This window comes from Marinobacter sp. LV10R520-4 (assembly GCF_002563815.1).
GTDB lineage: Bacteria > Pseudomonadota > Gammaproteobacteria > Pseudomonadales > Oleiphilaceae > Marinobacter.
This window is the reverse complement of the sequence record NZ_PDJM01000001.1, coordinates 2,087,785-2,113,175: the sequence shown is the minus strand read 5'-3', so window position 1 is coordinate 2,113,175 and position 25,391 is coordinate 2,087,785. Positions and strand designations below refer to the sequence as shown.

24 protein-coding genes and 1 pseudogene are annotated in these 25,391 nt (G+C 55.0%); 14 read left to right on the top strand and 11 right to left on the bottom strand.

All coding sequences use genetic code 11. The annotated features are described in order from the left end of the window. Positions 1–4 precede the first annotated feature (4 nt). From ATG98_RS10205 to ATG98_RS10190, 4 genes are read right to left on the bottom strand one after another with little or no spacing between them, the layout of a single operon-like run. Positions 5–481: a DUF6505 family protein gene (locus ATG98_RS10205; protein WP_098420950.1), complete on the bottom strand. Its 477-nt coding sequence runs from the start codon at positions 479–481 to the stop codon at positions 5–7. Beyond that, the gene (locus ATG98_RS10200; protein WP_098420949.1) at positions 478–1,182 is read right to left on the bottom strand and encodes a biotin/lipoate--protein ligase family protein; all 705 of its coding nucleotides are present in this window, start codon (positions 1,180–1,182) and stop codon (positions 478–480) included. The genes ATG98_RS10205 and ATG98_RS10200 overlap by 4 nt, the downstream gene beginning before the upstream one ends. Next, on the bottom strand, positions 1,179–2,024 hold the full coding sequence (locus ATG98_RS10195) for an Mrp/NBP35 family ATP-binding protein (RefSeq protein ID WP_098420948.1): 846 nt from the start codon (positions 2,022–2,024) through the stop codon (positions 1,179–1,181). The genes ATG98_RS10200 and ATG98_RS10195 overlap by 4 nt, the downstream gene beginning before the upstream one ends. Positions 2,025–2,043: 19 nt before the next feature. Next, entirely contained in the window at positions 2,044–4,023 is a 1,980-nt protein-coding gene (locus ATG98_RS10190) for a 4Fe-4S binding protein (RefSeq protein WP_098420947.1), read from the bottom strand. 145 nt (positions 4,024–4,168) lie between these two features. On the opposite strand from ATG98_RS10190, the gene ATG98_RS10185 reads away from it, so the two are divergent. The 10 genes from ATG98_RS10185 (at position 4,169) to ATG98_RS10140 (ending at position 13,144) form a co-directional block, all read left to right on the top strand. Then, the gene (locus tag ATG98_RS10185) at positions 4,169–4,747 is read left to right on the top strand and encodes a DUF3305 domain-containing protein (RefSeq protein ID WP_098420946.1); all 579 of its coding nucleotides are present in this window, start codon (positions 4,169–4,171) and stop codon (positions 4,745–4,747) included. Beyond that, positions 4,747–5,418 carry a DUF3306 domain-containing protein gene (locus ATG98_RS10180; protein ID WP_098420945.1) on the top strand — a complete coding sequence of 224 codons (672 nt, stop codon included), beginning with the start codon at positions 4,747–4,749 and terminating at the stop codon, positions 5,416–5,418. Before ATG98_RS10185 ends, ATG98_RS10180 begins: the two co-directional genes overlap by 1 nt. Before the next feature lie 89 nt (positions 5,419–5,507). Continuing rightward, positions 5,508–6,119: a TorD/DmsD family molecular chaperone gene (locus ATG98_RS10175; protein ID WP_098420944.1), complete on the top strand. Its 612-nt coding sequence runs from the start codon at positions 5,508–5,510 to the stop codon at positions 6,117–6,119. Positions 6,120–6,160: 41 nt separating this feature from the next. Beyond that, positions 6,161–6,349 carry a twin-arginine translocation signal domain-containing protein gene (locus ATG98_RS10170; protein ID WP_098420943.1) on the top strand — a complete coding sequence of 63 codons (189 nt, stop codon included), beginning with the start codon at positions 6,161–6,163 and terminating at the stop codon, positions 6,347–6,349. 88 nt (positions 6,350–6,437) lie between these two features. After that, entirely contained in the window at positions 6,438–9,323 is a 2,886-nt protein-coding gene (locus ATG98_RS10165) for a formate dehydrogenase subunit alpha (protein WP_098420942.1), read from the top strand. Between the two features lie 15 nt (positions 9,324–9,338). Continuing rightward, on the top strand, positions 9,339–9,947 hold the full coding sequence (gene fdh3B, locus ATG98_RS10160; protein WP_044388059.1) for a formate dehydrogenase FDH3 subunit beta: 609 nt from the start codon (positions 9,339–9,341) through the stop codon (positions 9,945–9,947). A gap of 85 nt (positions 9,948–10,032) precedes the next feature. Continuing rightward, a complete protein-coding gene (locus ATG98_RS10155) occupies positions 10,033–11,205 on the top strand; it encodes a formate dehydrogenase subunit gamma (protein WP_098420941.1) in 1,173 nt (390 codons plus the stop codon). Positions 11,206–11,304: 99 nt separating this feature from the next. Next, entirely contained in the window at positions 11,305–11,571 is a 267-nt protein-coding gene (locus ATG98_RS10150; protein WP_228706081.1) for a sulfurtransferase TusA family protein, read from the top strand. Positions 11,572–11,761: 190 nt separating this feature from the next. Next, positions 11,762–12,199 (top strand): VOC family protein, encoded by a 438-nt coding sequence (locus ATG98_RS10145; protein WP_098420939.1) that lies wholly within the window; start codon positions 11,762–11,764, stop codon positions 12,197–12,199. 396 nt (positions 12,200–12,595) lie between these two features. Beyond that, entirely contained in the window at positions 12,596–13,144 is a 549-nt protein-coding gene (locus ATG98_RS10140) for a porin family protein (protein WP_179888108.1), read from the top strand. A 409-nt stretch (positions 13,145–13,553) separates the two neighbouring features. Here ATG98_RS10140 and ATG98_RS10135 read toward each other — a convergent pair. Next, a pseudogene (locus tag ATG98_RS10135) lies at positions 13,554–14,683 on the bottom strand (S-(hydroxymethyl)glutathione dehydrogenase/class III alcohol dehydrogenase). A gap of 106 nt (positions 14,684–14,789) precedes the next feature. Here ATG98_RS10135 and ATG98_RS10130 point away from each other — a divergent pair. Next, entirely contained in the window at positions 14,790–15,710 is a 921-nt protein-coding gene (locus tag ATG98_RS10130; RefSeq protein WP_098420937.1) for a LysR family transcriptional regulator, read from the top strand. On the opposite strand, the gene ATG98_RS10125 is transcribed toward ATG98_RS10130, so the two are convergent. Further along, complete coding sequence (locus ATG98_RS10125) at positions 15,651–16,109, bottom strand: DUF4124 domain-containing protein (protein ID WP_098422864.1); 459 nt, start codon at positions 16,107–16,109, stop codon at positions 15,651–15,653. The genes ATG98_RS10130 and ATG98_RS10125 overlap by 60 nt on opposite strands. A gap of 187 nt (positions 16,110–16,296) precedes the next feature. Between ATG98_RS10125 and ATG98_RS10120 the strand changes: the two genes are divergently transcribed. Beyond that, a complete protein-coding gene (locus tag ATG98_RS10120) occupies positions 16,297–17,184 on the top strand; it encodes a chemotaxis protein (RefSeq protein WP_098422862.1) in 888 nt (295 codons plus the stop codon). Between the two features lie 97 nt (positions 17,185–17,281). Here the strand turns inward: ATG98_RS10120 and mqo are convergent, their stop codons facing one another. After that, positions 17,282–18,766 (bottom strand): malate dehydrogenase (quinone), encoded by a 1,485-nt coding sequence (gene mqo / locus ATG98_RS10115; RefSeq protein WP_098422860.1) that lies wholly within the window; start codon positions 18,764–18,766, stop codon positions 17,282–17,284. A gap of 297 nt (positions 18,767–19,063) precedes the next feature. Between mqo and ATG98_RS10110 the strand changes: the two genes are divergently transcribed. Next, positions 19,064–20,044 carry a calcium/sodium antiporter gene (locus tag ATG98_RS10110; RefSeq protein ID WP_179888106.1) on the top strand — a complete coding sequence of 327 codons (981 nt, stop codon included), beginning with the start codon at positions 19,064–19,066 and terminating at the stop codon, positions 20,042–20,044. Here the strand turns inward: ATG98_RS10110 and msrB are convergent. From msrB to ATG98_RS10090, 4 genes are all read right to left on the bottom strand, one after another. Further along, complete coding sequence (gene msrB, locus ATG98_RS10105) at positions 20,041–20,472, bottom strand: peptide-methionine (R)-S-oxide reductase MsrB (RefSeq protein WP_098420934.1); 432 nt, start codon at positions 20,470–20,472, stop codon at positions 20,041–20,043. The two genes, ATG98_RS10110 and msrB, sit on opposite strands and share 4 nt — an antisense overlap. An 11-nt stretch (positions 20,473–20,483) precedes the next feature. Further along, complete coding sequence (gene msrA / locus ATG98_RS10100; RefSeq protein ID WP_179888104.1) at positions 20,484–21,143, bottom strand: peptide-methionine (S)-S-oxide reductase MsrA; 660 nt, start codon at positions 21,141–21,143, stop codon at positions 20,484–20,486. A 164-nt stretch (positions 21,144–21,307) separates the two neighbouring features. Continuing rightward, on the bottom strand, positions 21,308–22,687 hold the full coding sequence (locus ATG98_RS10095; RefSeq protein WP_098420932.1) for a class II fumarate hydratase: 1,380 nt from the start codon (positions 22,685–22,687) through the stop codon (positions 21,308–21,310). A 122-nt stretch (positions 22,688–22,809) separates the two neighbouring features. Next, positions 22,810–24,240 (bottom strand): WS/DGAT domain-containing protein, encoded by a 1,431-nt coding sequence (locus tag ATG98_RS10090; protein WP_098420931.1) that lies wholly within the window; start codon positions 24,238–24,240, stop codon positions 22,810–22,812. Between the two features lie 230 nt (positions 24,241–24,470). On the opposite strand from ATG98_RS10090, the gene ATG98_RS10085 reads away from it, so the two are divergent. Further along, complete coding sequence (locus ATG98_RS10085) at positions 24,471–25,391, top strand: alpha/beta fold hydrolase (RefSeq protein WP_098420930.1); 921 nt, start codon at positions 24,471–24,473, stop codon at positions 25,389–25,391.

Below are 25,391 nucleotides of genomic sequence, written 5' to 3'. Positions count from 1 at the left end.
ATAATTACTCGTAACCGCCATGGACAGCAAAGGCTTCTAGCGAAGCATCTTGCGGTGCTCGGGTGTGATAGGTCTCCTCAACACCCAACTCTGTCAGAGTGCGGCTGACCATCATCAGGGTGTTGTCCTCAAAGTCCTCGCACATGCTGCGCATCTGGTCGATTTCTTCGCAGGCGAAGGGGTAGGCAGCCTCAACATCCGGCGCGCCGTAAAGCTCAACAAACGTTATCGCCAGAGTTGTGCGCAACTGCTCCAACTCGGCTTCAGTGATGCTGCAAACACCCACAAAACTGGCGCGCCCACCCGATTCTATGCTGTACCAACCGTTACTGAAGGCCTGACGAGCCTTACCCTTCAGATCGGCTTCGGTCCAGTTGGAAAATTCAAATCCGCCCGAGATTGCCCATTCGCCGCTGGGCGCCGGCAATGCAAATACGTTTTGGTCAGATATATCCAGGCGCAGGGTTCGGGCCAGTTTCATGTGTGCTCCGCGAATTCAATCAAACTCAGTGTCTCGGTCATGACATCCTGTCGCAATAGCATCCGGCCTTTTTCATCCAGTCCGAAAAAGACACCGGGCTTTGGGTAGCTAATCGTTTCGCCCAGGGTGTCGCAGCGTGGCCGCCACTCTTTGTGTACACGCTCGAATCCGCTATCCATAAAGTGGGTCAGCCACAACAGGGTGTGTTTGGACCAGCTTTCCAGCAGCGCCATGGGGGTGATCTCGACGCAACCTTCCTCTTGCAGACAGGTTACATTCGGATTTTTGCCGGGCTCATCGTTCAAAGCCTTGAAGGCCACATGAATGCCGATGACTAGCCATTTAGGGTACGCCTTGGGATCTGACACGTCCGCTGCAAAACGGACCCCACCGCAAACCGCGCCATTAACCTTGATGCGATCAGGCCATTCAAAGTGCACAGGCACTTCCGGCGGCGCCAGTGCGCCCAGGCTTTCAGCCAAACCTATTTGGGCAACGTAGACCGCTTGAATAGCATCTTCCAAAGGTGTTTCCGGCGCCAGCACCAGAGCCGCACGCAAGGTCTCGACCCCATTGGAGTAAAAAATCGTGCCTGAATCGACTCCCGCGATGGCTCGGCTGACGGCCTTATCAAACGGATCTGTGTGTTTGGCAACCACTTCGCCAGAGAATAGCGGCGGGAATTGAGGTGAATCGCTCATCGCGTGGCCTGGACGTAAACGTCAGAGGCGATAATTTCATCCGCGATGCGCTGGAAAGTTTGAGCCTGCGGGCTTTCCGGCTTTGACACCACAATTGGAACCCCGCCGTCCGAACCGATACGTATATCCAGGTCGAGCGGGATTTCTCCTAAAAAGGGCGCTCCAATCTTTTTTGCCTCAGCCCGGGCGCCGCCGGATCCGAAGGGGTGATGCTCTTTACCACAGCCGTCGCAGACAAAGGACGCCATGTTTTCAATTACGCCAAGCAGTGGCACGTCCATCCGGTTGAACATATCAATGCCTTTGCGCGCGTCCATCAGAGCAATGTCCTGAGGTGTCGAGACCACAATGGCACCCGCAACAAAGAATTTCTGGCTCAGGGTCATCTGGACGTCACCGGTGCCCGGCGGAAGATCCACCAGCAGCACGTCCAGCCTGCCCCAGTCCACCTGGTTCATCATCTGCTCCAGGGCACCCATCAGCATCGGACCGCGCCAGATAATGGCCTCGCCATCCGGAGTCATCAGGCCCAGGGACATCAGTGTCACACCGTGGTTGCGCAGGGGCAGTATGGTATGCCCGTCAGGGCTGGAAGGGCGCCCCGAAACACCCAGCATGCGGGGCTGGCTGGGGCCATAGACGTCGGCGTCTAACAAGCCCACTTTAAGGCCTTTTGAAGCTAGCGCGACGGCCAGATTAGACGCCACTGTCGACTTGCCTACGCCGCCTTTGCCCGAGGAAATAGCAATGATGCGATCAATCCCCTCCGGATTTTTGTCCTTTGGCCGGGGCGCATCGGATGCAATCAAGCCGGGGTTGCCTACTTCAGTGTATTGAACCATGTTGTGTCCTGATTGATTTTTAGCTGTCTAGGTAGTCGTCGCTGGTGCGAATGTGGGGGCGTTCGCCCATCGCCATGGGCGAGTTATCACCGTGGAATTGAGCTTTAACCCGACAGTCGTTACACATCTTGATCAGTTGAACATTATCCGTGTTGGTATACATCCAGTGTTTGCTCTCCAGCTTCTCAACAATCCGGTTGATGGTGCTGGCAACGCCAAAGGGAATACCACAACCTATGCACTCGAAAGGATCCTCGCCATGCAATGCTCTTGGGATCAGCGCATCTTTCGACAGATCCAGTCTGGGCTTCAGAATGATGGCCGTTTCGGGGCAAGTGCTTTCACAGACGCCGCATTGAACACAGGCGTTTTCCGTGAACTGAACCTCTGGCCGGTCCGGATGGTCGCCCAGGGCGCCAGTGGGACAGAGCGATACGCAGGCCAGGCAGAGCGTGCACTTGTCGGAATTGATCTCGATTGCGCCGTAGGGTGCACCCACTGGCAGGGCAATCGGCGCTTCGATCCTGTCTGCCATTGCGGCGGCGGTAACCCGCGTGATGTCACGGCGACCGCCGACCAGTAAAACCGGCTCGCTCACTCGCCCGGTGTTGTCTCCAGCCTCGCCAAGTTCCTCGGCTGCGATCACACGGACTCGGCTGGGGGAGTTTTTGGTACCGCTGAGCATAGCCTGGGCCAACTCAACTTCAGCGCTAAGTGCCAGACGGTCTGTCTTGTTGTCCGCCAGTATCAGAACTTCGGCGTAGCCCGCGCCAAGCGCCGCCATTATCTCAGCATGGCCGATACGGTCGACATGCTCCAAGCCCAGCGGAATCAGGTCGTCTGCCACCCCATCGTAATATCGTGCTAAAAAGGCAATGGCGTCAGCACCAGCGCTCAACGTGTGAAAAACAAGGCGCGGGGCCTCGTCGGTATGCTCGCGATAGACCTTCGCCATAACCGCTATAACTTGGGTCAGGGCTTCGAAGGGGGTTTCGTTCATGGTTACAGCTGACGTCGGGCAAACCGCCGCGCAGGAGCCGCAGCCGGCGCAAATATCCGAATTGATTTCTACGTGGTCCCCGGCGGAAAAAATCGCCTCGGTGGAGCAAACGTCCAGACAGCGGGTGCAACCGGGCTGATTCGCCCGGGAGTGCGCGCACAGGGAGGCTTCCAGCTTGAAATAAACGGATTTCTCGAACTCACCGACCCGATCCCTGGCCGTCAAAGCGATACGCTCTAACTCTCCGGTTTTGGTCGGGTCGGCCCAAAAGTAGCCGTTGCGTTTTTGATAACTGGGAAACGCCGGCGCGCCACCACGCAGGTCAATAAACACGTCGCACTCACTACGGGCGGTGGCTTCAGCCTCGCCATAATCGAGGGCGCCGCGACCCGAGAGATTCAGGGTCTGCAGCTGAACAAACTCCAGCTTAAAGCAACCGAGCGCGCCCTGTGCAGCTGTCAGTTGACCTTTAGCCACGTTGTAACCGGCAGAAGGCAGCTGTATTGGGCCCGCATCATTAACAATGCATGTGACGCCGAGCTCGTCCTGTACCAGCTCGGCCATTCTGATGGCCTGCTCGGTAGGGCCGACAATGCAACACACGCCGCTGGACTGAATGCTTTTCACGGGCACCATGGGAGCCGGGAGCTGGGCCGCAGCGATCAAAGCCGCTTGCTTGGCGTGCAAGCGCTTGGACTTTGCGTTTGCTGAACCCCAGCCAGCGCGATCCCGAATGTCGATGGTGCTGAACGGCGCGCAATGCTGAGTTTCAGCTTGCACATCCTCGCCTAAACGCTCGAACAGGGGAGCCTGTTGGCCACAAGCAATGAGCAACTCGTTACTGCCACCCAAGTGTTCGGCGGCAATTCTCATATTTTTGCCGCACAGTTGGTCCACTGCAATCACCTGCTCAGCTGCCGCGGCCTTCTGCAGTAGCTCGGGGTTAAAAGACTGGGTTTTATCGCAGGTGCATAACAGAAGGGTTTTATGTGCCGTCATCGGAGTTGTGACCCGTTTGGTTGTTTTTGTGCGAATACGTTGTCTCTGCCTATTGCCGAGCATGCCACAGCTACTTGTCATTGCACAGTTGGTTAATGGAGTATTTGTTTGGGTTCTGCTAGCGTTCACCAAAAAGAGAGCAACTATGAACAATCGTGCAGATAATTGGAAACGCGAATTAACGGTCGGCGCTTTGGTTCGCCGGACGCCCGGCGTGACACGGTGGGCGCGGGAAGTCTGGAAGCCAGTGGCTGTGATACCGGGCGCACCGGAGGCGTTCTGGAAAGAGTTGGTACGCGACGGCGAGGTGGTCGACTACCACGCTGGCACGGTCACAATGGAATTATTTCGCGCCGATGTGGAGTCTTATCTCGTTTCCCTGAATATGGCTGTGCCTTCGGTGTGGATCATAATGGATCGTGATGAAAGCAATCAGTCCCCATCAGGCTGGTTCGTTAGTACCATCACGGCGAGTGCCTTCGAAGCTCTGGATTCCCTGGAAAGTGGTGAAAGCATCGTCGAGGCCGTGCCTATTCCCGAGTCTCTTGCAGCCTGGATCGACGAGTTTATCCAGATGCACTACATCGAAGAGCCGTTCAAGAAACGCCGTCGCGACAAACACCGGGTTGATGGCATCCAGGATGGCAAAGGCGATGCACGTATTCCCCAACAGAGCGACGTTTTCCGCGCACCCTCCCACATTAAAAAGCCAAGAGTTCACTAATGACTGAGTCACGTTTACAGCGTTGGTCACGCAAAAAAACCAAAGCCGGCAAAGAAGCTGAACTCGCTCCCGCGTCGACGGTTGAGTCCGAACTGTCGCCCGAAGAACAGGAGCTTGCCGTTAATGAGGCCATGCCCGAGCTTGACGTGTTAGAGAAGTACGATTTGCCTGACCCCGACGCTATCGAGCTGGGCACAGACATTACAGGGTTTATGCGGAAAGAGATTCCTGAACTTCTGCGCCGCAAGGCCCTTCGCGCGCTTTGGAAGTCCAACCCGGTGCTGGCGGTACTGGACGGGCTTAATGATTACGACGAAGATTTTACGGATGCCGCCACTGCAGGCACCGCCGTAAAAACTTTGTATAAGGTGGGCCAAGGTCTAATCGATAAAACCAAAAAAACGGATGTGCCAGCTGAGACTCAGGTCGAGGCGCTGGAAACCGTTGCCCCCGCGGTCGCCCCAGAACTGGGTGCCGAAACAGCAAAGCCCGAAATCGCTGCTGATTCCTTGCCCACCATTCACCATTTCGAACCTCCCGTTATAAAGGCTGAGGCGAACTTTATCGAGGCTGAAGCAAAAATGACTGAGGCTGAGGCTGAGGTGAAAGTGACCGAAGCTGACGCGGAACCTGCGCCGCGCTATCGCCCCCGGATGCGTTTTGAACATTAGCGTTTGTAGACAAAGTTGCGCGAAAAGCCAATCGGTTATATAACTAACATTTAATGTAGCCGTCAAACAATAACTCCAAGGACAAAGATTTGACCAACACAGCTGAAGTTCAGTGCCCTCGCTCGATCAGCGACGAAGATCGCGCGCGCGCCCAAATATATCAGTTGCTGAGCGTCCTACTAGGCGGCCCGCCTTCGGACGAATTGCTTCGTGGACTGGCATCTTTAGAGGGTGACGCCACCCCTCTTGGATCCGCCTCTAAGAATCTCGCTGCTCTTGCCGAGCGTACCGCGCTCAATGACGCCGAAAGGGAATACAACAGCCTTTTCGTTGGACTCGGCCGTGGCGAACTTCTGCCTTACGCCAGTTATTACCTGACCGGATTTTTAAACGAGAAGCCCCTTGCGGACCTGCGTAGCGACCTGATGGCCCGGGGTATCAAAGCCAATGCGGACGTCAAAGAACCTGAAGATCATATAGGCACGCTGTGTGAAATCATGGCGGGCATTATTACCGGCGAATTCCCGTGCGATAGCGATTTGCCCTCACAAAAAACCTTTTTTGACGCGCACCTTGCAAAATGGGCAGCGTTATTTTTTACCGATCTAGAGAAAGCGCAAACTGCGATCTTCTACACTCCCGTAGGCACGCTTGGTCGGGCTTTCATGGCAGTAGAGGCTGAGGGGTTTGCAATTCAGTAACGCGGATCGATCCGATCCCTTAACTCAGGTGGAGGTGTCCTATGGACGACCAAAAGCATGGAAACAGCCGTCGCAGCTTCTTGCGCATGGCGGCAATTGCAGTTCCGGCGGCGGTTGCAGTCGTCGTTGCACCGAATGCCGCAGCCAAGGTTGTAAAAGACGTCCCGAAAAGCAGTGGTCTTCGTGACACTGAGCACACACGTAAATATTTCGAATCGGCTCGCTTTTAAGGGAGCGTGACTCATTCAGGATTGCGTGATGCTCTTGAATAGTCGCATTTCCAGAAAACGAGAATAAGAAAAACAGAGGTATCTTGATATGTTAAGAAAGAAAACCAACGGGGTAGCGAAGGGCTCCCGTACAGGATCTTTACTTTCATCCCTCGCTGCAAAAACGATGGACCGCCGTGGCTTTTTGACTGCTTCCGGTGTCGCAGTGGGTGGACTGGCGGCTTTGTCGCTAACGTCTACGCGCGTTCAGGCTGCTACCCCGTCGTCGGCAGGTGGCGAAGTAGTCCGCAAAAAATCGGTGTGTACGCATTGCTCGGTCGGTTGTACGGTCGAGGCTGAAGTTCAAAATGGCGTATGGACTGGCCAAGAACCCGGCTGGGACAGCCCTTTCAACCTTGGCGCCCACTGCGCTAAAGGCGCCGCGGTGCGTGAAAGCGCCCATAATGACCGTCGTTTGAAATATCCCACGAAAATGGTAGACGGTCAGTGGCAAAAGATCTCCTGGCAACAGGCGATCAACGAAATCGGCGACAAGATGTTGCAAATCCGCGAAGAGAGCGGCCCTGACTCGGTTTACTGGTTGGGCAGTGCGAAGTTCTCGAACGAACAGGCCTACCTGTTTCGTAAGTTTGCGGCCTACTGGGGCACCAATAACGTCGATCACCAAGCCCGTATCTGTCACTCAACGACGGTAGCCGGCGTAGCCAATACATGGGGCTACGGTGCGATGACCAACTCGTACAACGACATCCACAAGTCGAAAGCGATCTTCCTGATTGGGGGTAACCCTGCAGAGGCACACCCGGTGTCACTGCTGCACATTCTGAAAGCCAAAGAAGAGAACAACGCGCCGGTCATTGTTTGTGATCCGCGCTTCACACGCACCGCAGCGCATGCTGACGAGTACGTGCGTTTCCGCCCGGGTTCAGACGTTGCTCTGGTATGGGGCATCTTGTGGCATATTTTTGAAAACCGCTGGGAAGACAAAGAATTCATTCGCACCCGAGTTTACGGCATGGACGAAATCCGTGAAGAGGTCGCGCGCTGGGATCCTGCGGAAGTCGAGCGCGTTACCGGTGCTCCGGGTGCTCAACTCGAACGCGTCGCGCGCACTCTGGCTAACAACCGTCCGGGTACCGTTATCTGGTGTATGGGTGGTACCCAGCACACCAACGGTAACAACAATACCCGTGCGTACTGCATCTTGCAGCTGGCGCTGGGCAATATGGGTGTCTCCGGCGGCGGTACCAATATTTTCCGCGGACACTGTAACGTTCAGGGCGCCACTGACCTAGGTGTCCTGGCTGACACATTGCCCGGCTACTACGGCCTGACAGCGGGCGCCTGGGCTCACTGGGCACGCGTGTGGGACGAAGATCTGGATTGGATGAAGAGTCGTTTTACCTCATTCGATAAAAACGGCAAGACCCTCGCCATGATGAATGAGAAGGGCATTCCCGTATCTCGCTGGATCGATGGCGTTCTGGAAGCCAAGGAAAACATAGATCAGCCCGATAACACCCGCGCTATGGTTCTGTGGGGCCACGCGCCCAACTCCCAGACCCGTATGCTGGAAATGAAGGAAGCCATGGAAAAGCTCGACCTTTTGGTCGTAGTGGATCCCTTCCCTACCGTTTCAGCCGTGCTGCACGATCGCAAAGACGGCGTTTACCTGCTGCCCTCGACCACCCAGTTCGAGAACTCAGGTTCAGTAACCGCCTCCAACCGTTCGCTCCAGTGGCGTGAAAAAATCGTCGAGCCATTGTTTGACTCGAAGGTCGACCACGAAATCATCAAATTGCTATCTGACAAGTTCGGTTTCACCGAGCGCATGCTCCGCAACATCGCTCTGGAAGGCGACATCCCGGTTACCGAGGACATCACTCGCGAATTCAACCGTGGTATGTGGACCATTGGCTACACTGGCCAGTCCCCTGAGCGCATGAAAAAGCATATGGCTTACCAGCACCACTTCGACAGAACCACGCTGCGCGCAGTTGGCGGGCCCTGTGACGGAGACATCTACGGTATGCCCTGGCCGTGCTGGGGAACTCCCGAGATGAACCATCCGGGCACACCGAACCTGTACGACATGTCGTTGCCGGTGTCCGAAGGCGGTCTTACCTTCCGCGCCAGATTTGGTGTTGAGCGCGACGGTGTAAGCTTGCTTGCCGACGGCGTTTACTCGAAAAACTCAGAGATTAAAGACGGGTACCCCGAGTTCACCATGCAGATGTTGATGGACCTGGGCTGGGATGGAGATCTGACGGCCGAAGAGCGCGCCAGCATTGACGCGTTTGCAGGCCCCGAGACCAATTGGAAAACCGACCTGTCAGGCGGCATTCAGCGTGTCGCGATCAAGCACGAGTGCGCACCCTTTGGTAACGCCAAAGCGCGCGCGATTGTCTGGAACTTCCCGGACCCCGTGCCGGTCCATCGCGAACCGCTGTACACGACCCGTCGCGATCTGGTCGTGGATTATCCGACGTATGCCGACAAGCAATTCTGGCGTGTTCCGACTTTGTATGAATCCATTCAGAAGAAGGACTTCAGCAAAGACTTCCCCATCATTCTGACTTCAGGCCGTTTGGTTGAATATGAAGGTGGTGGTGACGAGTCGCGTTCAAACCCCTGGCTGGCAGAGCTGCAGCAGGACATGTTCATCGAGATAAACACCCGAGACGCGAATAACCTGAACGTTCGCGACGGCAAGGATGTCTGGGTTTCTGGCCCCGAAGGCGGACGCATCAAGGTAAAAGCAATGATCACCGAGCGTGTTGGCGAAGGCGTGGCCTTTATGCCATTCCATTTCGGCGGACATTTGGAGGGTAAAGACCTGAGGGACAAGTATCCCAAAGGCGCCGATCCAATTGTTTTGGGCGAATCCACGAACACAATTCAAACATACGGGTATGACTCGGTCACGCAGATGCAAGAGACCAAAGCCACCCTATGTTCGATTATGCCAGCATAATAAGAGGTGTAGAAAATGGCTCTTGAAGGACAAGCACGCGCAAAATTCCTCTGTGACGCCGAACGCTGCATTGAATGTAATGCTTGCGTAACGGCCTGTAAAAATGAGCACGAGGTGCCCTGGGGCATCAACCGTCGCCGCGTCGTCACCATCGAAGATGGTAAACCTGGCGAGCGTTCAATCTCGGTAGCTTGCATGCACTGTTCAGACGCGCCTTGTATGGCCGTTTGTCCCACAGACTGCTTCTACCAGACTGAAGACGGAATAGTGCTGCACTCCAAAGACCTGTGTATCGGTTGTGGGTATTGTTTTTATGCTTGCCCCTTCGGCGCGCCCCAGTTCCCCCAAGCGGGCAACTTTGGCAGCCGGGGCAAGATGGACAAATGCACGTTCTGTGCAGGCGGTCCTGAAGAAGACAACTCAACAGCCGAGTTCAACAAGTACGGTCGTAACCGTATTGCAGAAGGCAAACTGCCGATCTGTGCGGAAATGTGCTCGACCAAAGCCCTGTTGGCCGGTGATGGCAACGAGGTGTCGGACATCTATCGTCAGCGTGTAGTGAACCGTGGTTTCGGTTCAGGCGCCTGGGGATGGGGCACGGCCTACGAGAAGAAGGGCGCGTAAGCCCGCCCGACTGCTCCGGGGCCCTCGGGCCCCGGAATTGTTTAAGGCACAAAATTCTTTTTGTTCGTTCCGCTGGAGTGCTCTCATGAAATTTAAAACATTGGGTGCCGCCATCTTTACGCTGGCAACCCTTTTCATCAACACTGTCTGGGCGGAAGAGGCCCCCGGGGTTGATCGAAGCAGTACCGGGGGTGCTCAAACTCTCGAAGATATTATGGCCCGTCAGAATAAGTTGGAGGTTGACAGCAGCTTTCGGTCTGACAACTTGGGCGACCCCGCCAATGCGAATGCGATCACTGAACGTCTGGGGACTCTGGGAGGGCGCTCTGATGCCGACATCTGGCGCGGCATTCGTTACAACGAGATTGACTCCAGCACGCAGGTCCGGGGGCCTGCGGTTGACGTCCTGATCCAGGACGGAGGCATGCCCTGGTATAAGCTGCGTGAAGGACCGATCATTACCTACGGCGGTGGCGCACTGTTAGGCACCATTCTGCTGCTTGTGGTGTTCTACTTTGCGCGCGGAAAAATCATGATCGACGGTGGCCCTGCGGGCACCAAGATCGAACGATTCAAAGCCATCGAACGGTTTGGCCATTGGTTGTTGTCGGGCTCGTTTGTCGCATTGGGTATTACGGGCCTGCTGACCCTAATGGGGCGCAGTTTCCTGATCCCTGTTATAGGGCCTGAAGCCTTTTCGACTCTGGCGATCGGCTCCAAGTGGATTCACAACAACATTGCATGGGCTTTTATGTTGGGCCTGGTGATGACCTTCGTTATGTGGGTGGCGCACAACATCCCCAACAAGCTGGACTGGCACTGGCTTAAGGCGGGCGGCGGTATTTTTACCAAAGCTCATCCTTCAGCAAAAAAGTTCAACGCCGGGCAGAAAATTGTTTTCTGGACTGTGATGGTGCTGGGTTTCTCAGTGTCTTTGTCAGGCCTGTCTCTGTTGTTCCCGTTTGAAATTTTTATGTTCGCCGATACTTTTGCCTTCGTGAACAGCATTCTGGGAACAGACTTCCCCACAGTGTTGGCACCGCACGAGGAGATGCAGTATGCCAACATCTGGCATTCGGTTGTCGCGTTCGTAATGATGGTCGCGATAATGGCACATATTTATATCGGTTCAGTCGGTATGGAAGGTGCCTTCGATGCCATGGGCAACGGTCAGGTTGATGTGGAGTGGGCGCGTCAGCACCACGATCTGTGGGTCGCTGAGGTCGAAGCTAAACAAGGCAAAGGAGAATCATCGTGAAAGTCATGATTTTCGCATTTGTTGCAGCCCTAGTCATCGCCTCTCTCGCCCCTGTAGTTCTGGATCAGTTCGGGTGGTCTTCTGCCGAGCAATACAGCAGTGAGAGCGTACGGCTTGAATGATCAATCAGAGCTATATCAAGAGGTACTCCAAATCGATGCCATCGGTCTGGTGTGCCCTCTTCCCATCTTGCGTTTTAAAAAACGCACTCAGGGTTTGCCCAGCGGCACGCAGATAGAGTTTCTGACCGATGACCCCAGCGGTCGACGGGACTTACAGACGCTGTGTAAGCTGACCGGACACAGGATTGAGTGGATTCGCGAAGAGGATGTCGGTGTCATCCGATATCGTATCTGTTTAGCCTAGTTGGCGTTCGAGAGATGGACGTCGTACTGATTTCATTTTCAGCACGCACTAACCCTAGCGCTAGCAGTGCCGCTGTGGCAAAAACGGCAGATAATGTGCTACGAATACGATTGTCTGTTTTAATTCCATACATAATGCGTAGCGACATTTAGTCATTCATTTCATACTTATCATACTGGGGACACACATTATGGCCGTGCAAGATCCATTTCATCTCGCCATACAAGTTCGGGATATAGACGAAGCTCGCCGATTCTATGGCGATTTTTTAGGCTGCCCTGAAGGCCGCTCATCCGACAGCTGGGTCGACTTCGATCTGTACGGTCATCAGTTTGTTTGTCATCTCAACCCTGCACTAAAAGAGCAACCTGCAAGCAGTCATAAAAACCCTGTAGACGGCCACGGCGTGCCCGTTCCACACTTCGGGGTGGTTCTGGAAATGGCTGCATGGAACAACCTATCTGCAAAACTACGTGAGCACGGAGTGGCTTTCGAAATTGAGCCCTACATACGCTTCAAGGGTGAGCCGGGAGAGCAAGCCACCATGTTCTTTTACGATCCGTCTGGCAACGCTCTGGAATTCAAAGCTTTCAAGGATCGCGAAGCCCAACTATTCCGAAAAAACTGAGTATCTAAAGCAGATATTTACGACTCATTGCAAGGGCCAGCGCAGCTACAAAAATATATTGTATCTGCGGAAGCAGTCAGTGCAATGAGTTACTTTACCTAAAGCTTGGGTATTGTCGCGAGTAGCCCAAACGGTAGCTATGATATTAGCGTATCTAGTTATAATATTGCTTTAAGCAACTAATTCAATACTCATTTTTTTGGCGTATCGGGAGTGTCCAGTCATCATATCTTGCTCGTACACCCCCGCAGTTGTTGCACTACAGCTTGTTAATTTGTTTCTTGTTCGCTACCTTTCCCTGTTGCCATTAACCCTTGCGGGTGGCAATCAAAAAGTATTTTTGTTTTTTAAATGTTTAAAACAGTATTTGGCACACCTAAAACGCACGGAGCATTCATGAATCACACTAAAAAATCACTAATTTCAGCATTTGTTATTGGTTCAGCAACTATTTTGGGAGCAGGAACGGCTCAAGCCCAGAATGGATATGCCGGGGCCAATCTCAACTTTCTAGAGTATAACGAAAATGGCATCAATGACGATGCCTCGCTGACTGCTGGGACATTTCGCCTAGGGGCACAGGTCAATGAGTACCTGTCGGGTGAGCTTCGTGCCGGACTTGGTTTTAGCGATGACACCGTCAATATCACTGGTACTGACGTCGATATCGAACTCGATTCGCTGTTTGGTGCATACCTCCGTGGCGGTTTCCCGATCACAAAGCAAATCTACCCGTACGCCGTTTTTGGCGTCACTCGCGGTCAAGTAACGTACAGCGCGCAGGGCTTTTCTGAATCAAAATCTGAAACAGACACATCATTCGGCGTTGGGGTTGATTTCACTCTGATCGACCAAGTTACGCTCAACGTCGAATACATGTCGTGGTTCGATAAAGACGGCACAGAAATTGATGGTTTCTCAGTCGGCGCAAGCACCGCGTTTTAGGTTTCCTATGCCCTAGCACGTCAGGGAGGGAGCGGATGAACCCCCCTCCACACGGGCACCCGGTAAAGCGCTGGCCTGCCCTGGCCGATAGTTATCCGCGTGGGCGTATTCGTGTTGGTTGCGCAGATTGATCAACGGCTGGGCGAACTGGCCGGTGTAGCAGCGGGTCAGCGCAGGCCTGCGGCGCCATGGGCAGCTGTAAGCGCGTGCACCGCTTGCATGGGGGGCTGTGTCGCAACGGACTGGTGGGCGTGGGCACTGGGCATAATGGTTTCCTTCCGGCATTCCCGGTTGCGGAATTAAACAGCATGTGGCGTCTATGCCGCCTGTTTTATAACCGTTGTAGAAACAAAACTGCTAATGCGCAATTAAGCTCGAATTTAGTACAATTGCGCAAAAGAGCTCACTGCTATTTGTCGAAATGAATCACGCTACGAATACTCTTGCCTTCGTGCATCAGCTCAAACGCGGTATTAATGTTCTCCAGATCCATGGTGTGGGTGATGAAGTCATCCAGTTTGAACTCTCCCTTCAAGTAGCGCTCGACGTACTGCGGAAGTTCCGAGCGGCCTTTAACACCGCCAAAGGCCGATCCGCGCCAGACCCGGCCGGTAACCAACTGGAACGGGCGCGTGGAGATTTCCTGGCCGGCGCCGGCAACGCCAATCACCACGGATTCGCCCCAACCTTTATGGCAGCACTCCAGTGCCGAACGCATCACGTTGACGTTACCGATACACTCGAATGAATAATCCACGCCGCCGTCGGTCAGCTCAACAATCACATCCTGAATGGGTTTGTCGTAGTGCTTCGGATTGATGCAATCGGTAGCGCCGAGCTTACGAGCTAGCTCAAATTTGCTTTCGTTGATGTCAATGGCAATGATGCGGCTGGCCTTGGCCATGGTGGCGCCAATCACCGCAGACAGACCAATGCCGCCCATGCCAAAAATTGCTACCGTGGCGCCTTCTTCCACTTTGGCCGTGTTCATGACGGCGCCCATGCCGGTGGTGACACCGCAACCCAACAGGCAAATTTCCTCTAGCGGCGCGGTTTTTTTACTTTCGCCAGGGAGATTTCGGGCAACACGGTATACTCGGAAAATGTCGAGCAGCCCATATAGTGATAAATCGGCTGGCCGTCTTTGGAGAAGCGCGTTGTGCCATCAGGCATCAAGCCTTTGCCCTGAGTTTCGCGGATTTTCTGGCACAAGTTGGTTTTGCCCGACAGGCAGAATTTGCACTCTCCGCATTCAGGGGTGTATAGCGGAATAACGTGATCACCCACCGCCACGCTGGTGACGCCCTCGCCGATGGACTCAACAATACCGCCACCTTCGTGGCCGAGAATGGCGGGAAAAATGCCTTCGGGATCGTCACCAGACAGGGTGAAAGCATCGGTATGGCAAACGCCGCTAGCGACGATGCGCACCCGCACTTCGCCCCGTTGCGGTGGCATTACATCTACTTCTTCCACCGAGAGTGGCTGACCCGGGCCCCAGGCAATGGCGGCTTTGGATTTGATCGTTTTAGTGCTCATGGTTGTGCCTCTGGCTATCGCTGACTAACTGATAGCGACATTGTATTTGTTTCCAGAAAGGAGATAATTACACCATTTGTAAAATTACTTTTACCAGCTGGTAACAATCATGAAATGGAACGGTGTGGCAGAGTTTGTAGCGGTGGCGGAAGCGGGCAGCTTTACCGTCGCAGCTCGCAAACTGGAGATTTCAACCGCGCAGGTCAGCCGGCAAGTAAGCGCCTTGGAAGAGCGGCTAACAACGCGACTGTTGTACCGCACCACGCGCAAAGTGTCGGTGACCGAAGCCGGACAGATCTACTATCAACACTGCCGCCCGCTGCTGGATGGTCTGAATGAAGCCGAGCGGGCCCTGACCAATTTACAAAGTGTGCCCCAGGGCAGATTAAAAATCACGGCACCCACCACTTACGGTGAAAGCCGGATATCACCGTTGCTGAACGATTTTATCGCGCTCTACCCCGGCGTGAGCGCAGAATTGATACTCACCAATCAAAAGGTGGATTTGGTGGACGGCGGTTTTGACCTGGCGATCCGCCTGGGCAATCTGGAAAATTCCACCATGATGGCCAAACGGCTCGGTTCACGCCGCCAATATATGTGCGCATCACCGCAATACTTGGAACGTCATGGCTCGCCCGCAACGCTAGCGGATCTGGCGCAGCACAACTGCCTGCCAGGCACATTGGATACCTGGCGGTTTCAGGTGGCCGGGCAAGAAAAGACTATTCGCGTGCGTGGCAATCTGCACTGCAACAGCGGCTATGCGTTGCTGGACGCTGCCCTCAAGGGCATTGGCATTGTGCAGTTACCAGATTACTACGTGGAGCCCTGCGTAGCCGACGGGCGACTAGTATCGTTGTTGCAACAGCACCAGCCTGGGCTTGAGGGTATTTGGGCGCTGTACCCGCACAACCGGCACCTGTCGCCCAAGGTACGCCTGCTGGTGGACTATCTGGCACTGCACCTAGCGCCTCAGGCACTCCCAGGTACGCTTGCTCGTCAGCTCCCGCCTGTCGCGCCTTAGCCTGTTTCCGCTAGACGCTGAATAGCCACCGGCGCGCAATCGGCTTTCTATATTGCCGATGCGGTCTGCATAATTCTCACAGGTTTTTTGCTGGGCAATCTGGGCCGCATTGGATTGCGCGCCCTTTTGAGCGTTACCCTCAGACATTGCGCTGGCCGAGTTTTCCTGCGTGTCAGGCTGAAGGCCTTGCAAACGGTCGCCACGGCGTCGGTTATTTTCTGCGATAGGAATCACAGTGGGCCTGCGAAAATCGATCGCCTGGCTGCCGGGAGTTTTGGGTTTGTCAGTGAAGTGGGTAACGCCGTTGGCGTCGGTCCAGCGGTAGTAATCGGCTTTTGCCGCGCCAGACAGGCTGACTAACACCATTATAGCAGTGATGGATATCGGGACGGGTCGCATCGTTCATTCCTTTGACGTTTGCGGTTCGGCACAGTGAGTGGGCTTTCAGCCAGAACAAAAAGATAACATGCCAAGTACGTACTCGCACAAATTGTGTCAGTGACGCTGTTTTTTTACCCTCATCGGTTATGCTGTTTGTTCTGGCCGTGATGCTGAATATTCATTCCGTTTTTTGACAGGTACGCTTATGAGTAGCCAACCCAAACAGTTGCAAAAACTGTTGCTGTTTCAACTGACAGACCACCGGCAGTTTGGCCTGGGCACTCTGAAAATTCGCGAAATCATGCCGTTCAGGCGTCTTAGTCGACTGCCCCACAGCCACCACGCCATTGTTGGCACAGCCACCTTCCGTAACGCGGCGGTGCCGGTAATTGATATGGCCGCGGCTATTGGTTACCCGGCGCTAAGCGCGGAAGAGCGCGCCGAAGCCTCCATTATTGTGACCGACGTGCAGCGTCAGGAAATCGGTTTTATGGTGCGCAGCGTGCAACGCATCGTTGAAGCCGACTGGAAAAAGGTGTTACCGCCGCCCCAGGCCCTGGGTAAAAACGCGTTTATTACCGGTTTGCTGACCCTTGATGGCGCTCTGGTGCAACTGCTGGATCTGGAATTGCTGCTGGCTAGGGTATACCCGGAGTCTTTGAACAGTCAGGACGTGCTGCTGAATGATATGGAGATAGAAACCCTGCGCAACATGTCGATTCTGCTGGTAGATGATTCACGGGTGGCGCGCAAACAGCTGTGCGATGTGCTGGACCGCAAGAATATTGGCTATCAGGTAACCGAAAACGGCACGGCGGCGCTCGAGTACCTGTTGGAGAGCAGCGCCCGCGGCAAACCGGTGAATATTCTGGTGAGTGACATCGAAATGCCGGGCCTGGATGGCTATGAACTGACGTTCAAGGTGCGCGACAACAGCCAACTGCACCAGCCATATATTATTCTGCATACCTCACTGAACAGCGAAATGAGCCTGAGTTATGCCGAACAGGTCGGTGCTGATACCGCGCTAACCAAGTTCGACGCTGAGGAACTGATGCACGCTATGTTAATCGCAGCGAAAGGGCGCCAGTAGCAGGCCTGATGACGCGGCTATTATTGCCGGTACCATAAAACAAAAAACCGGAGCCTGGCTCCGGTTTTTTATGCGCTTGCCCCGTCAGGATTACGCGTTACGGTTTGAGCTTGAGAGTGGTGAGCGTACGCTCACGCACTTTTAACAGCAGCTCTTCGTCTTCTACCAGAGACTGACCGTAGGATGGCACCAACACTTTCATGCGTGCCTGCCACTCCGGGGTTTTCATTTTCTCAGGGAAGCAGTGCTGCAATACGTCGAGCATGGCGCTAGCTGCCGTTGAGGCACCGGGGGATGCTCCCAGTAGCGCAGCCAGCGTGCCGTCTTTAGCCGCTACAATCTCGGTACCAAACTCCAGCTTGCCGCCGCCGTCTTTGGCTTTTTTAATGATCTGGACCCGTTGGCCTGCGTCCTGCAGGTGCCAGTCGCCCTCACGGGCATCCGGGAAGAAATTCCGCAGTGCGTCTACCCGGTCGCTGTGGGACTGGAACACTTCGCCAATCAGGTAGCGGGTCAGGTCCATGTTGGACTTGCTCACCGACAGCATGGGGCGCAAGTTTGACGAGCGCACGGAACTGATCAGGTCAAACACCGAACCCTGCTTCAGGAACCTGGTGGTAAAACCGGCAAACGGGCCAAACAACAAAGCCGGCTCGCCGTTGATAATGCGGGTGTCCAGGTGTGGCACCGACATAGGCGGCGCACCAATCGGCGCTTTGCCATACACCTTGGAATGATGCTGCTGCACCACTTCCGGCCTGTCACACACCAACCACTGGCCGCTCACCGGAAAACCGCCGTAACCTTCGGCTTCATCAATCCCTGACTTCTGCAACAGCGGCAAAGCACCGCCGCCCGCACCCAGGAACACAAAGCCGGCTTCCAGTTTGGTCTGTTCACCCGTTTCCTGGTTTTTCACCCTTATTTTCCAGCGCCCGTTATCGCGCTGGTCAATATAGTGCACCGGGCTGTTCAGCATTAGCTCGAAACCGGGTTGGGTCTCCAGGTGCTTAACGATGCTGCGGGTCAGGGAGCCAAAATCCACATCGGCGCCGTGCTTTATCCGGGTAGCAGCAACGCGCTGCATGGGGTCGCGGTGCTTTACGATCAGCGGCATCCACTCGGCCAGGTCTTCCGGCGACTCGCTGTATTCCATTTCACGAAATAGATGGTGCGCACTCAGGCGTTCGAAGCGGCGCTTAAGGAAGGCAACGTCTTTTTCGCCCCAGACAAAGCTCTGGTGCGGGGTACGGTTTATGAATTTTTTCGGATCGGGCAATATGCCCTGCTCAACCAGGTAAGACCAGAACTGCAGCGTTACTTCGAACTGGGCGTTTATCTGCAAGGCCCGGTCGATGGTTACATCGCCCTCGTCGGTTTCGGGGGTGTAGTTCAGCTCGCAGTAGCCGGCGTGACCGGTGCCTGCGTTGTTCCAGCCATCGGTGCTTTCGTGGGCAATGTGATCCAGACGCTCCACCAGAACAATGTCCATGGTGGGGTCTAGCTGCTTCAGTATCATGCCGAGGGTAGCGCTCATTACGCCCCCACCGACCAGCACTACGTCTGCCTGTCTTACGGCCATTGGTTTTTTACCCTAGCAAGTATTGAGCTTGTGTGCTCTTTCACGATCAGCAAAAGAGCCTGTCGGAAACCAGCCAGATGGAGATAATAATGCTGGCAACTGGTTCCTGAATTCGATGTGACGATTATCTCGGCTTTCGGCGCACTAATAAATAGTAATAGGCAACGGTTGGGCGTCATGTAATGACTCGCCTGGCCCCGGGAGTATGTCTCCGTTGTAATTGATTTTCCCGTCTTTGCCAGACAATATCATCGTGACTTTAGTCTCACACTTGGGTTTCATAAAGAGGAAGCACGTATGTTACTGGCGATAGGCGCAATCATTGCCGGCTTGATTCTTCTGGTGTGGAGCGCTGACAAGTTTGTCGACGGGGCCGCAGCCGCCGCTAAGCATTGGGGCATGCCCACTTTGCTGATCGGCATGGTGATTATCGGCTTTGGCACATCCGCTCCCGAGCTGGCTGTTTCTGCTATAGCCGCAATGGAAGGCAACTCCGGCCTGGCCCTGGGCAACGCCTACGGCTCCAACATTACCAACATAGCGCTGATTGTTGGCTTAACAGCCATCATTGCGCCCATTGCCGTAAATTCGCAAATCATCCGCAAGGAACTGCCACTGCTCGTCGGCCTTACCCTGATTGCCGGTTACCAGCTGATTGACGGCGAGCTGTCGCGCACCGACGGCTGGGTTTTGCTGGCAGTTTTCGCGACAGTGATGGGTTGGTTCATCTTTCAGGGCATACGCAATAAAAATGACAGCCTTGAAGCCGACGTAGAGGAAAGCGCGTCGGCCCACCCCATGCCGCTGAGAAACGCCGTTTTCTGGCTGATTGTTGGCTTGGTGCTGTTGGTCGCCAGTTCCCGAATGCTGGTTTGGGGCGCGGTTTACGTCGCCCAAAGCTTGGGTATCAGTGATCTTATTATTGGCCTTACCGTTGTCGCCGTTGGCACGTCTTTGCCGGAGCTGGCTTCAGCCTTGGCCGCAGTACGTAAAAATGAGCACGATCTGATTTTGGGCAATATTCTGGGTTCGGGTATTTTCAACACTTTAGCAGTAGTTGGCCTTGCCGCGACCATCAACCCATTGCAGGTGGACCCAGAGGTCCTCTATCGCGACTGGTCACTTATGCTGGCGCTGACCGTTGGCTTACTGCTGATGGGCTTTGGCTTTGCCGGCCGCAGCCGCGTCATCAGTCGGGTAGATGGTGGCATTCTAATGCTGATTTATGTGACCTACACAGGCTACCTGTTAACCACCATTATAGCCGCCACCGGCTAATTGCTGGCGTTTTCCTTGAACACCAGGGCCACCGAGTTCAGGCAGTAGCGCTGACCGGTGGGCGCCGGGCCGTCTGGAAAAACGTGACCCAGATGGCTATCACAGCGCGGGCAGCGCACTTCTGTACGACGCATACCCAGTGTGTCATCTTCAATATAATGAATGTGTTGCGGATCGAATGGCTGAAAAAAGCTGGGCCAGCCGGTACCCGAATCAAACTTGGAATTAGAGCTAAACAACGGCAAGTCACACAACCGGCATTCGTAAACACCCTGCTTTTTGTTGTCCAGCAGCGTGCCGCAAAACGGCGGTTCGGTACCATGGTCTAACAATATCCGGCGCTCGTCGGCGCTCAGGCCAACGGCTTTCCCTTCAATCTGTTCCGCTGTTAGCGGCGTCAAATCGTATCCTGCTGCAGATTCGGCCAAAATAGGGCTCCTTACGCTTTATTCGAGTGATCGTCGGTAGATGACGCTACGCCCGGCTTTAACCGTTCGCTATATTGGTCAACCAGTTTCTGCACTTTAGGTGCAGCAACCGCCATGATGTAGGGCTGACCCGGGTTGCGAGCAGCGAAGTTCTGGTGATCGGCTTCTGCTACGTAGAAGGTCTCCAGCGGCTCCAGTTCAGTCACCACAGCCGAGTGGAACACGCCTGCCTGGTTCAACTGATCAATGTAAGCTTGCGCGACCTGACGCTGCTGCACCGACTGATAAAAAATCGCCGAGCGATACTGAGTGCCAATATCGTTACCCTGGCGGTTACGCTGGGTGGGGTCGTGAGCTACCGAAAAGAATACTTTCAGCAAGCTGCCCAACGACACCTGGGTTGGGTCGTATTCAATCTTAATCACTTCGGCGTGGCCAGTGGTACCGGTGCACACAGCCTGATAGTTAGCGCTGCCAGCAGATCCGCCAGCGTAGCCGGATTCAACCGAGTGCACGCCGTTCATGGCTATAATTACCGCCTCCACGCACCAGAAACAGCCACCCGCAAGTACTATCTGCCCGCTGTCCTGGTCTGCAGGAAGATCCTGCTCTGGATCCGGAAACCGGCTGCGCGGCACGGTCATGCCGGGGACGCTACAGGATGTTGTCATTACTACCTCCGCAAATACGCTTGTTTGTGTACCTATTGTTCGTTCAATCTGATCACGCGGACCACTCGTGTCTCGTCTAGAATGTCCCGTTTGGAGTGTCCCGTCTGGTTCTTCGGACTCTCAGAAGCTCAGTAGGTTCACCAATTAGCCATAATGGACACTCGCTATCCTGCCAGCCCGCCGCGGGTCAGTTTTAACGGGTCCATAAGCTGCTCAAGCCGCTCGCGGCTGAGACCACTGCGCTCTTCAGCCACATCAATTACCGGGCGGCCACTGGCGTAGGCCTCTTTGGCAATTTCAGACGCCAGGCTGTAACCAATTTCCGGGTTCAGCGCCGTCACCAGCACGGGATTACGGCCAACACCTGCATTTAAGTGCTCTGCGTTTACAGTGAAGCCTTTTAGCGCTTTGTCACCCAGCAGACTGCTGGCATTGCTTAACAGGCCAATCATCTCCAGCAGGTTGGCACCTACCAACGGTAACATCACGTTGAGCTGGAAATTACCAGACTGCCCGGCGTAAGCGATAGAGGCATCAAGTCCCATAATCTGGGCGCCTACCATAGCCACAGACTCGGGGATCACCGGGTTCACTTTGCCTGGCATAATGCTGCTGCCTGGCTGAAGTACCGGAAGGCTGATTTCTGACAGCCCGTGAATAGGGCCGCTGTTCATCCAGCGCAAATCGTTGGCGATTTTTGTCAGCACAATGCCAAGCCCACGCAGCTGCGCCGACAGCGCCACCGGCGCATCCACTGCGCTCTGTGCCACAAACTTATGGGTTAGTGGTTTAAAGCCAAAACCGGTATTGGCTTTCAGGCAGCGGGTAAACTCAGGCGCAAATTCGCTGACGGCGTTAATGCCGGTGCCTACAGCCGTGCCGCCCTGGGGCAACGCCAGGAGTTCATCTGCTGCACGTTCGATGCGCGCCTGTGTCGCTTTCAATTGCTCGCGCCAGGTACGCAGCTCCTGGCCCAAGGTTACCGGCATCGCGTCCATCAGGTGGGTTCTGCCGGTTTTTACCTGCTCGCCGTACACGGCTTCGCGTTCGTACAGAACGCCTTGTAAATGAGTCAGCGCCGGCACCAGGTTCTGGTGAATCGCTATCACCGCGCTGATATGGATAGCCGACGGGATGACATCGTTAGAGCTCTGGCTCATATTCACGTGGTCGTTGGGATGAACCACCACACCACTGAGCTGGGCCAGTGCCGCGATCACCTCATTCACATTCATGTTGGTGCTGGTGCCAGAGCCGGTCTGGTAGCGATCTACCGGGAACTGATCATAGTAATCACCGGCCAGCAGCTGGTCACAGGCCAGCACAATGGCGTCGCGAACCGGGCCGTTGAGCAAGGCCAGGCTGGCATTGGCTTCCGCCGCGGCTTTTTTTATCTGCACCACGGCGGCAATGAACGCCGGCGGCATGGGTTGCCCGCTAACCGGAAAGTTCTCGATGGCGCGTTGGGTTTGTGCACCCCAAAGTGCGCTTGCCGGCACCCTGACTTCACCAAGGCTGTCGCTTTCTACCCGTTCGTTGCTCATGGCATCTCCTTGAAGCATTTATGGTCTCTGCCGCACACGTGAGGATGTGAGATCCTGGGGCGCCGATCCTAATACTGTAGACACTCAGCAGGTTTTTTGACAATGCGCGACGTTATGGGAGCTCAATTATCCAGCTGACTGGCAAGCGCTTGAGTCAAAGCCACCATGCAATCGCTTTGAAAGCGCTGCACATCCAGATTGGCAGAATGGTCGGCAACCACTGTCAGTCGCAGCTGGCCGGCGTAGCGGCAAGCGGTCACGCTGACTCCTGCATCGGCAACTTGCGGGCTCCAGGCCACCAGTTCGTCAACCCGACAACCCGCCAGATAGCGAACCACCCCGGCACCGTCGAAGCTGGCCAGCGCTGCACTGGGGCGAGCGGCAAAAGGCCACAGTGGCGTCTGTTTTATCATTTCAGGCAAAAAACCGCTGCAGGCGGTCAGGCCCCAGGTTAACAACGGCTGCAGGCTGTCGCGAAGGCGGCGAACTTCCTGTTTTATGCGATACACCCGCTCCACAAAACTGTCGCCGTCTATTGGCAGCAACAACCGTTCACTGCCACTGCCATTACCCGGCTCAGACAGCGCTGGCCTTAAACTGGCGGGCAGTTGGGAACGAACATCCACTGGCAGCAACAGGTTAATCTGGGCTTGTTCCAGCGCCTGCGGGCTCAGCCCGAGCTGCGCCTGCAAAGCCGCCGTGATGCAGGCCGCCAACACGTCGCGGCTGCTAACGCCCAGCGTCTGGGCCGCCGCCTGTAGACGCGCATCGGGAATCGCTGCGGACCAACAGCACTGACGCTGGCCGGTTAATGGCCTGCTCAGGTTGCTGGGACTGTCGTCTGGCTGGGCCAGGTAACTGCCTAATTGGCCCGCGAGCTCAAGCGCCGTGGCAGCGCTTGAGCTAAAAGTGCCCGGCAGCTGCCCAGCAGCGGCTGCCGTCTGTACCGCGTCGGTTTCGGGCGGGGGGCTCTCAGCGTTTTCGGGCGGAGGGCTCTCAGCACCAAAAACACGCTCACTCAGCCAATTTTTAGCACACTGCAGCCAGCGTTCAAGGTCTGCCGGGTGCGCTGCGCCGTAAAGTACCGGGTGTTGCTGCGGCGAGGCAGTGAACAGTTGTTCCAGCAGCTGCGCCAGCGACGCGCTATCGGCGTAACAATGGTGTATCCGTATAAGCAATAACCCACCACCAACGGCGTTGGGCGCCAACCAGAATTTCCATAATGGACGATAAATGGGCAGCGGTTGGCTGATAACGGTGTTTATCCAGGGCTGCTGTTGGGGTGCCGTAAAGCGGTCCAGCACAATATCCAGATGCTGGCGCACATCAAAATCCGCACTTTCCTGCCAGCGCCAATAGCCGGCGTAAGGTTCCGGGCGAAAGCGAAAACGCTCCCAGGCACCCCAGTAAACATGCAAGAATTCTCGCAGGCGAGCAGCTGTAAGCCCCTGAACACGAAGCAACACGGTGGTAACCAGCGGGTTTTCCGGCCGTTCGGCAGCCAGCCAGCCTGCATCGGCAGGCAACATCAAATGCAAAGCTTGCTGGCTCAAAATCCGCTGCCTTTTGTGTAAGATGAGCTAAGTTGCGGTAATCTCGGCGAATCCTGAGATTGAGAATAGAACGATATTGTGCCAGACATCCACCGGCGCCTCCAGAGCCTGCGTATACCCGGCACAGGCTAAAGTATTGCGCACGGCTTTAGCGGCAGGCTTATAATAAGCACAGAGCCCGTCTGTCTTGCTGCAAATGCGGGCGCTCGCTATAACGATCAGGAGAGACTATGCAGGCCAGCCATATTCGCAAACTGATCAAACCTATCGAAAACGCTTACGCCGAGATGTTTTCGGGTCAGGTATTTTCTATCGGCGAAGGTGCAATTTCTGTGCGCAATCACAGTGGCCCGGCAGAGCACACAGTGGTGTGTATACACGGTTTTATGGAAAATCACTGCTATTTTACCCAGGCCTACAACGCTCCCACCACCGAACTGATCCTGATTACCTGCAGCAATTACCACGTGCCTGTTAGTGGCGTTACGCCGCAGACGCCCGACTGGGCGGTGGACATCAAGCATCTGGCCGGCACCATCGAATACGATGCCTGCATACTCAACCAGGCCATGCGCAATCTTATAGGCAGCAACAACGTGCGCATTCACGGCCACTCCCGCGGTGCCGCGGTGGCACTGGAAGCTATCCGCCAATGGCCAGAGCTTTACCACGACATAGAGCTGGTACTGGAGGCCCCGATACTACCCCAGGGCCGCGCTCACCCACTGATGCTAGCATTACTGGAACCACTCAGCCCCAGCATGTGGCCGTGGATTGTCCGCCTGCTGAACAGCACTTCCAATTCGGCTTACAACCAGACATTTTTTGGCAAAATGAACCGGCGCAAGAAAAAACTGCTCAGCAAGCTGTTCCACGCCACCAAAGATCACCTGACCATTGTGCGCAATATCGACAATCTGCTGGCTTGGATGGAGCGCACCGATACCAGCGTTTACCAGCACATCACACGGGGTATTGTGCTGGTTCCAGCTACTGACCGGGTGCTCGACCGCAACGCCATGCTGGCCAGTGCCCGCAAGGGTGGCGAAAACTTGAAGATTGTGGAAACCACGGCGCCCAGTCATTTTATCATTCTGGATGACAAAAAATGGATACCGGAGTTAACACAGATTGCGCATGCTGACGCCTGA

Excerpts from the sequence above, each read along its gene's own strand:
- ATG98_RS10205 (WP_098420950.1), bottom strand. The coding sequence starts at position 481 with ATGAAACTGGCCCGAACCCTGCGCCTGGATATATCTGACCAAAACGTA.
- ATG98_RS10200 (WP_098420949.1), bottom strand. The coding sequence starts at position 1,182 with ATGAGCGATTCACCTCAATTCCCGCCGCTATTCTCTGGCGAAGTGGTT.
- ATG98_RS10195 (WP_098420948.1), bottom strand. The coding sequence starts at position 2,024 with ATGGTTCAATACACTGAAGTAGGCAACCCCGGCTTGATTGCATCCGAT.
- ATG98_RS10190 (WP_098420947.1), bottom strand. The coding sequence starts at position 4,023 with ATGACGGCACATAAAACCCTTCTGTTATGCACCTGCGATAAAACCCAG.
- ATG98_RS10185 (WP_098420946.1), top strand. The coding sequence starts at position 4,169 with ATGAACAATCGTGCAGATAATTGGAAACGCGAATTAACGGTCGGCGCT.
- ATG98_RS10180 (WP_098420945.1), top strand. The coding sequence starts at position 4,747 with ATGACTGAGTCACGTTTACAGCGTTGGTCACGCAAAAAAACCAAAGCC.
- ATG98_RS10170 (WP_098420943.1), top strand. The coding sequence starts at position 6,161 with ATGGACGACCAAAAGCATGGAAACAGCCGTCGCAGCTTCTTGCGCATG.
- ATG98_RS10165 (WP_098420942.1), top strand. The coding sequence starts at position 6,438 with ATGTTAAGAAAGAAAACCAACGGGGTAGCGAAGGGCTCCCGTACAGGA.
- fdh3B (WP_044388059.1), top strand. The coding sequence starts at position 9,339 with ATGGCTCTTGAAGGACAAGCACGCGCAAAATTCCTCTGTGACGCCGAA.
- ATG98_RS10155 (WP_098420941.1), top strand. The coding sequence starts at position 10,033 with ATGAAATTTAAAACATTGGGTGCCGCCATCTTTACGCTGGCAACCCTT.
- ATG98_RS10145 (WP_098420939.1), top strand. The coding sequence starts at position 11,762 with ATGGCCGTGCAAGATCCATTTCATCTCGCCATACAAGTTCGGGATATA.
- ATG98_RS10140 (WP_179888108.1), top strand. The coding sequence starts at position 12,596 with ATGAATCACACTAAAAAATCACTAATTTCAGCATTTGTTATTGGTTCA.
- ATG98_RS10125 (WP_098422864.1), bottom strand. The coding sequence starts at position 16,109 with ATGCGACCCGTCCCGATATCCATCACTGCTATAATGGTGTTAGTCAGC.
- ATG98_RS10120 (WP_098422862.1), top strand. The coding sequence starts at position 16,297 with ATGAGTAGCCAACCCAAACAGTTGCAAAAACTGTTGCTGTTTCAACTG.
- mqo (WP_098422860.1), bottom strand. The coding sequence starts at position 18,766 with ATGGCCGTAAGACAGGCAGACGTAGTGCTGGTCGGTGGGGGCGTAATG.
- ATG98_RS10110 (WP_179888106.1), top strand. The coding sequence starts at position 19,064 with ATGTTACTGGCGATAGGCGCAATCATTGCCGGCTTGATTCTTCTGGTG.
- msrA (WP_179888104.1), bottom strand. The coding sequence starts at position 21,143 with ATGACAACATCCTGTAGCGTCCCCGGCATGACCGTGCCGCGCAGCCGG.
- ATG98_RS10095 (WP_098420932.1), bottom strand. The coding sequence starts at position 22,687 with ATGAGCAACGAACGGGTAGAAAGCGACAGCCTTGGTGAAGTCAGGGTG.
- ATG98_RS10085 (WP_098420930.1), top strand. The coding sequence starts at position 24,471 with ATGCAGGCCAGCCATATTCGCAAACTGATCAAACCTATCGAAAACGCT.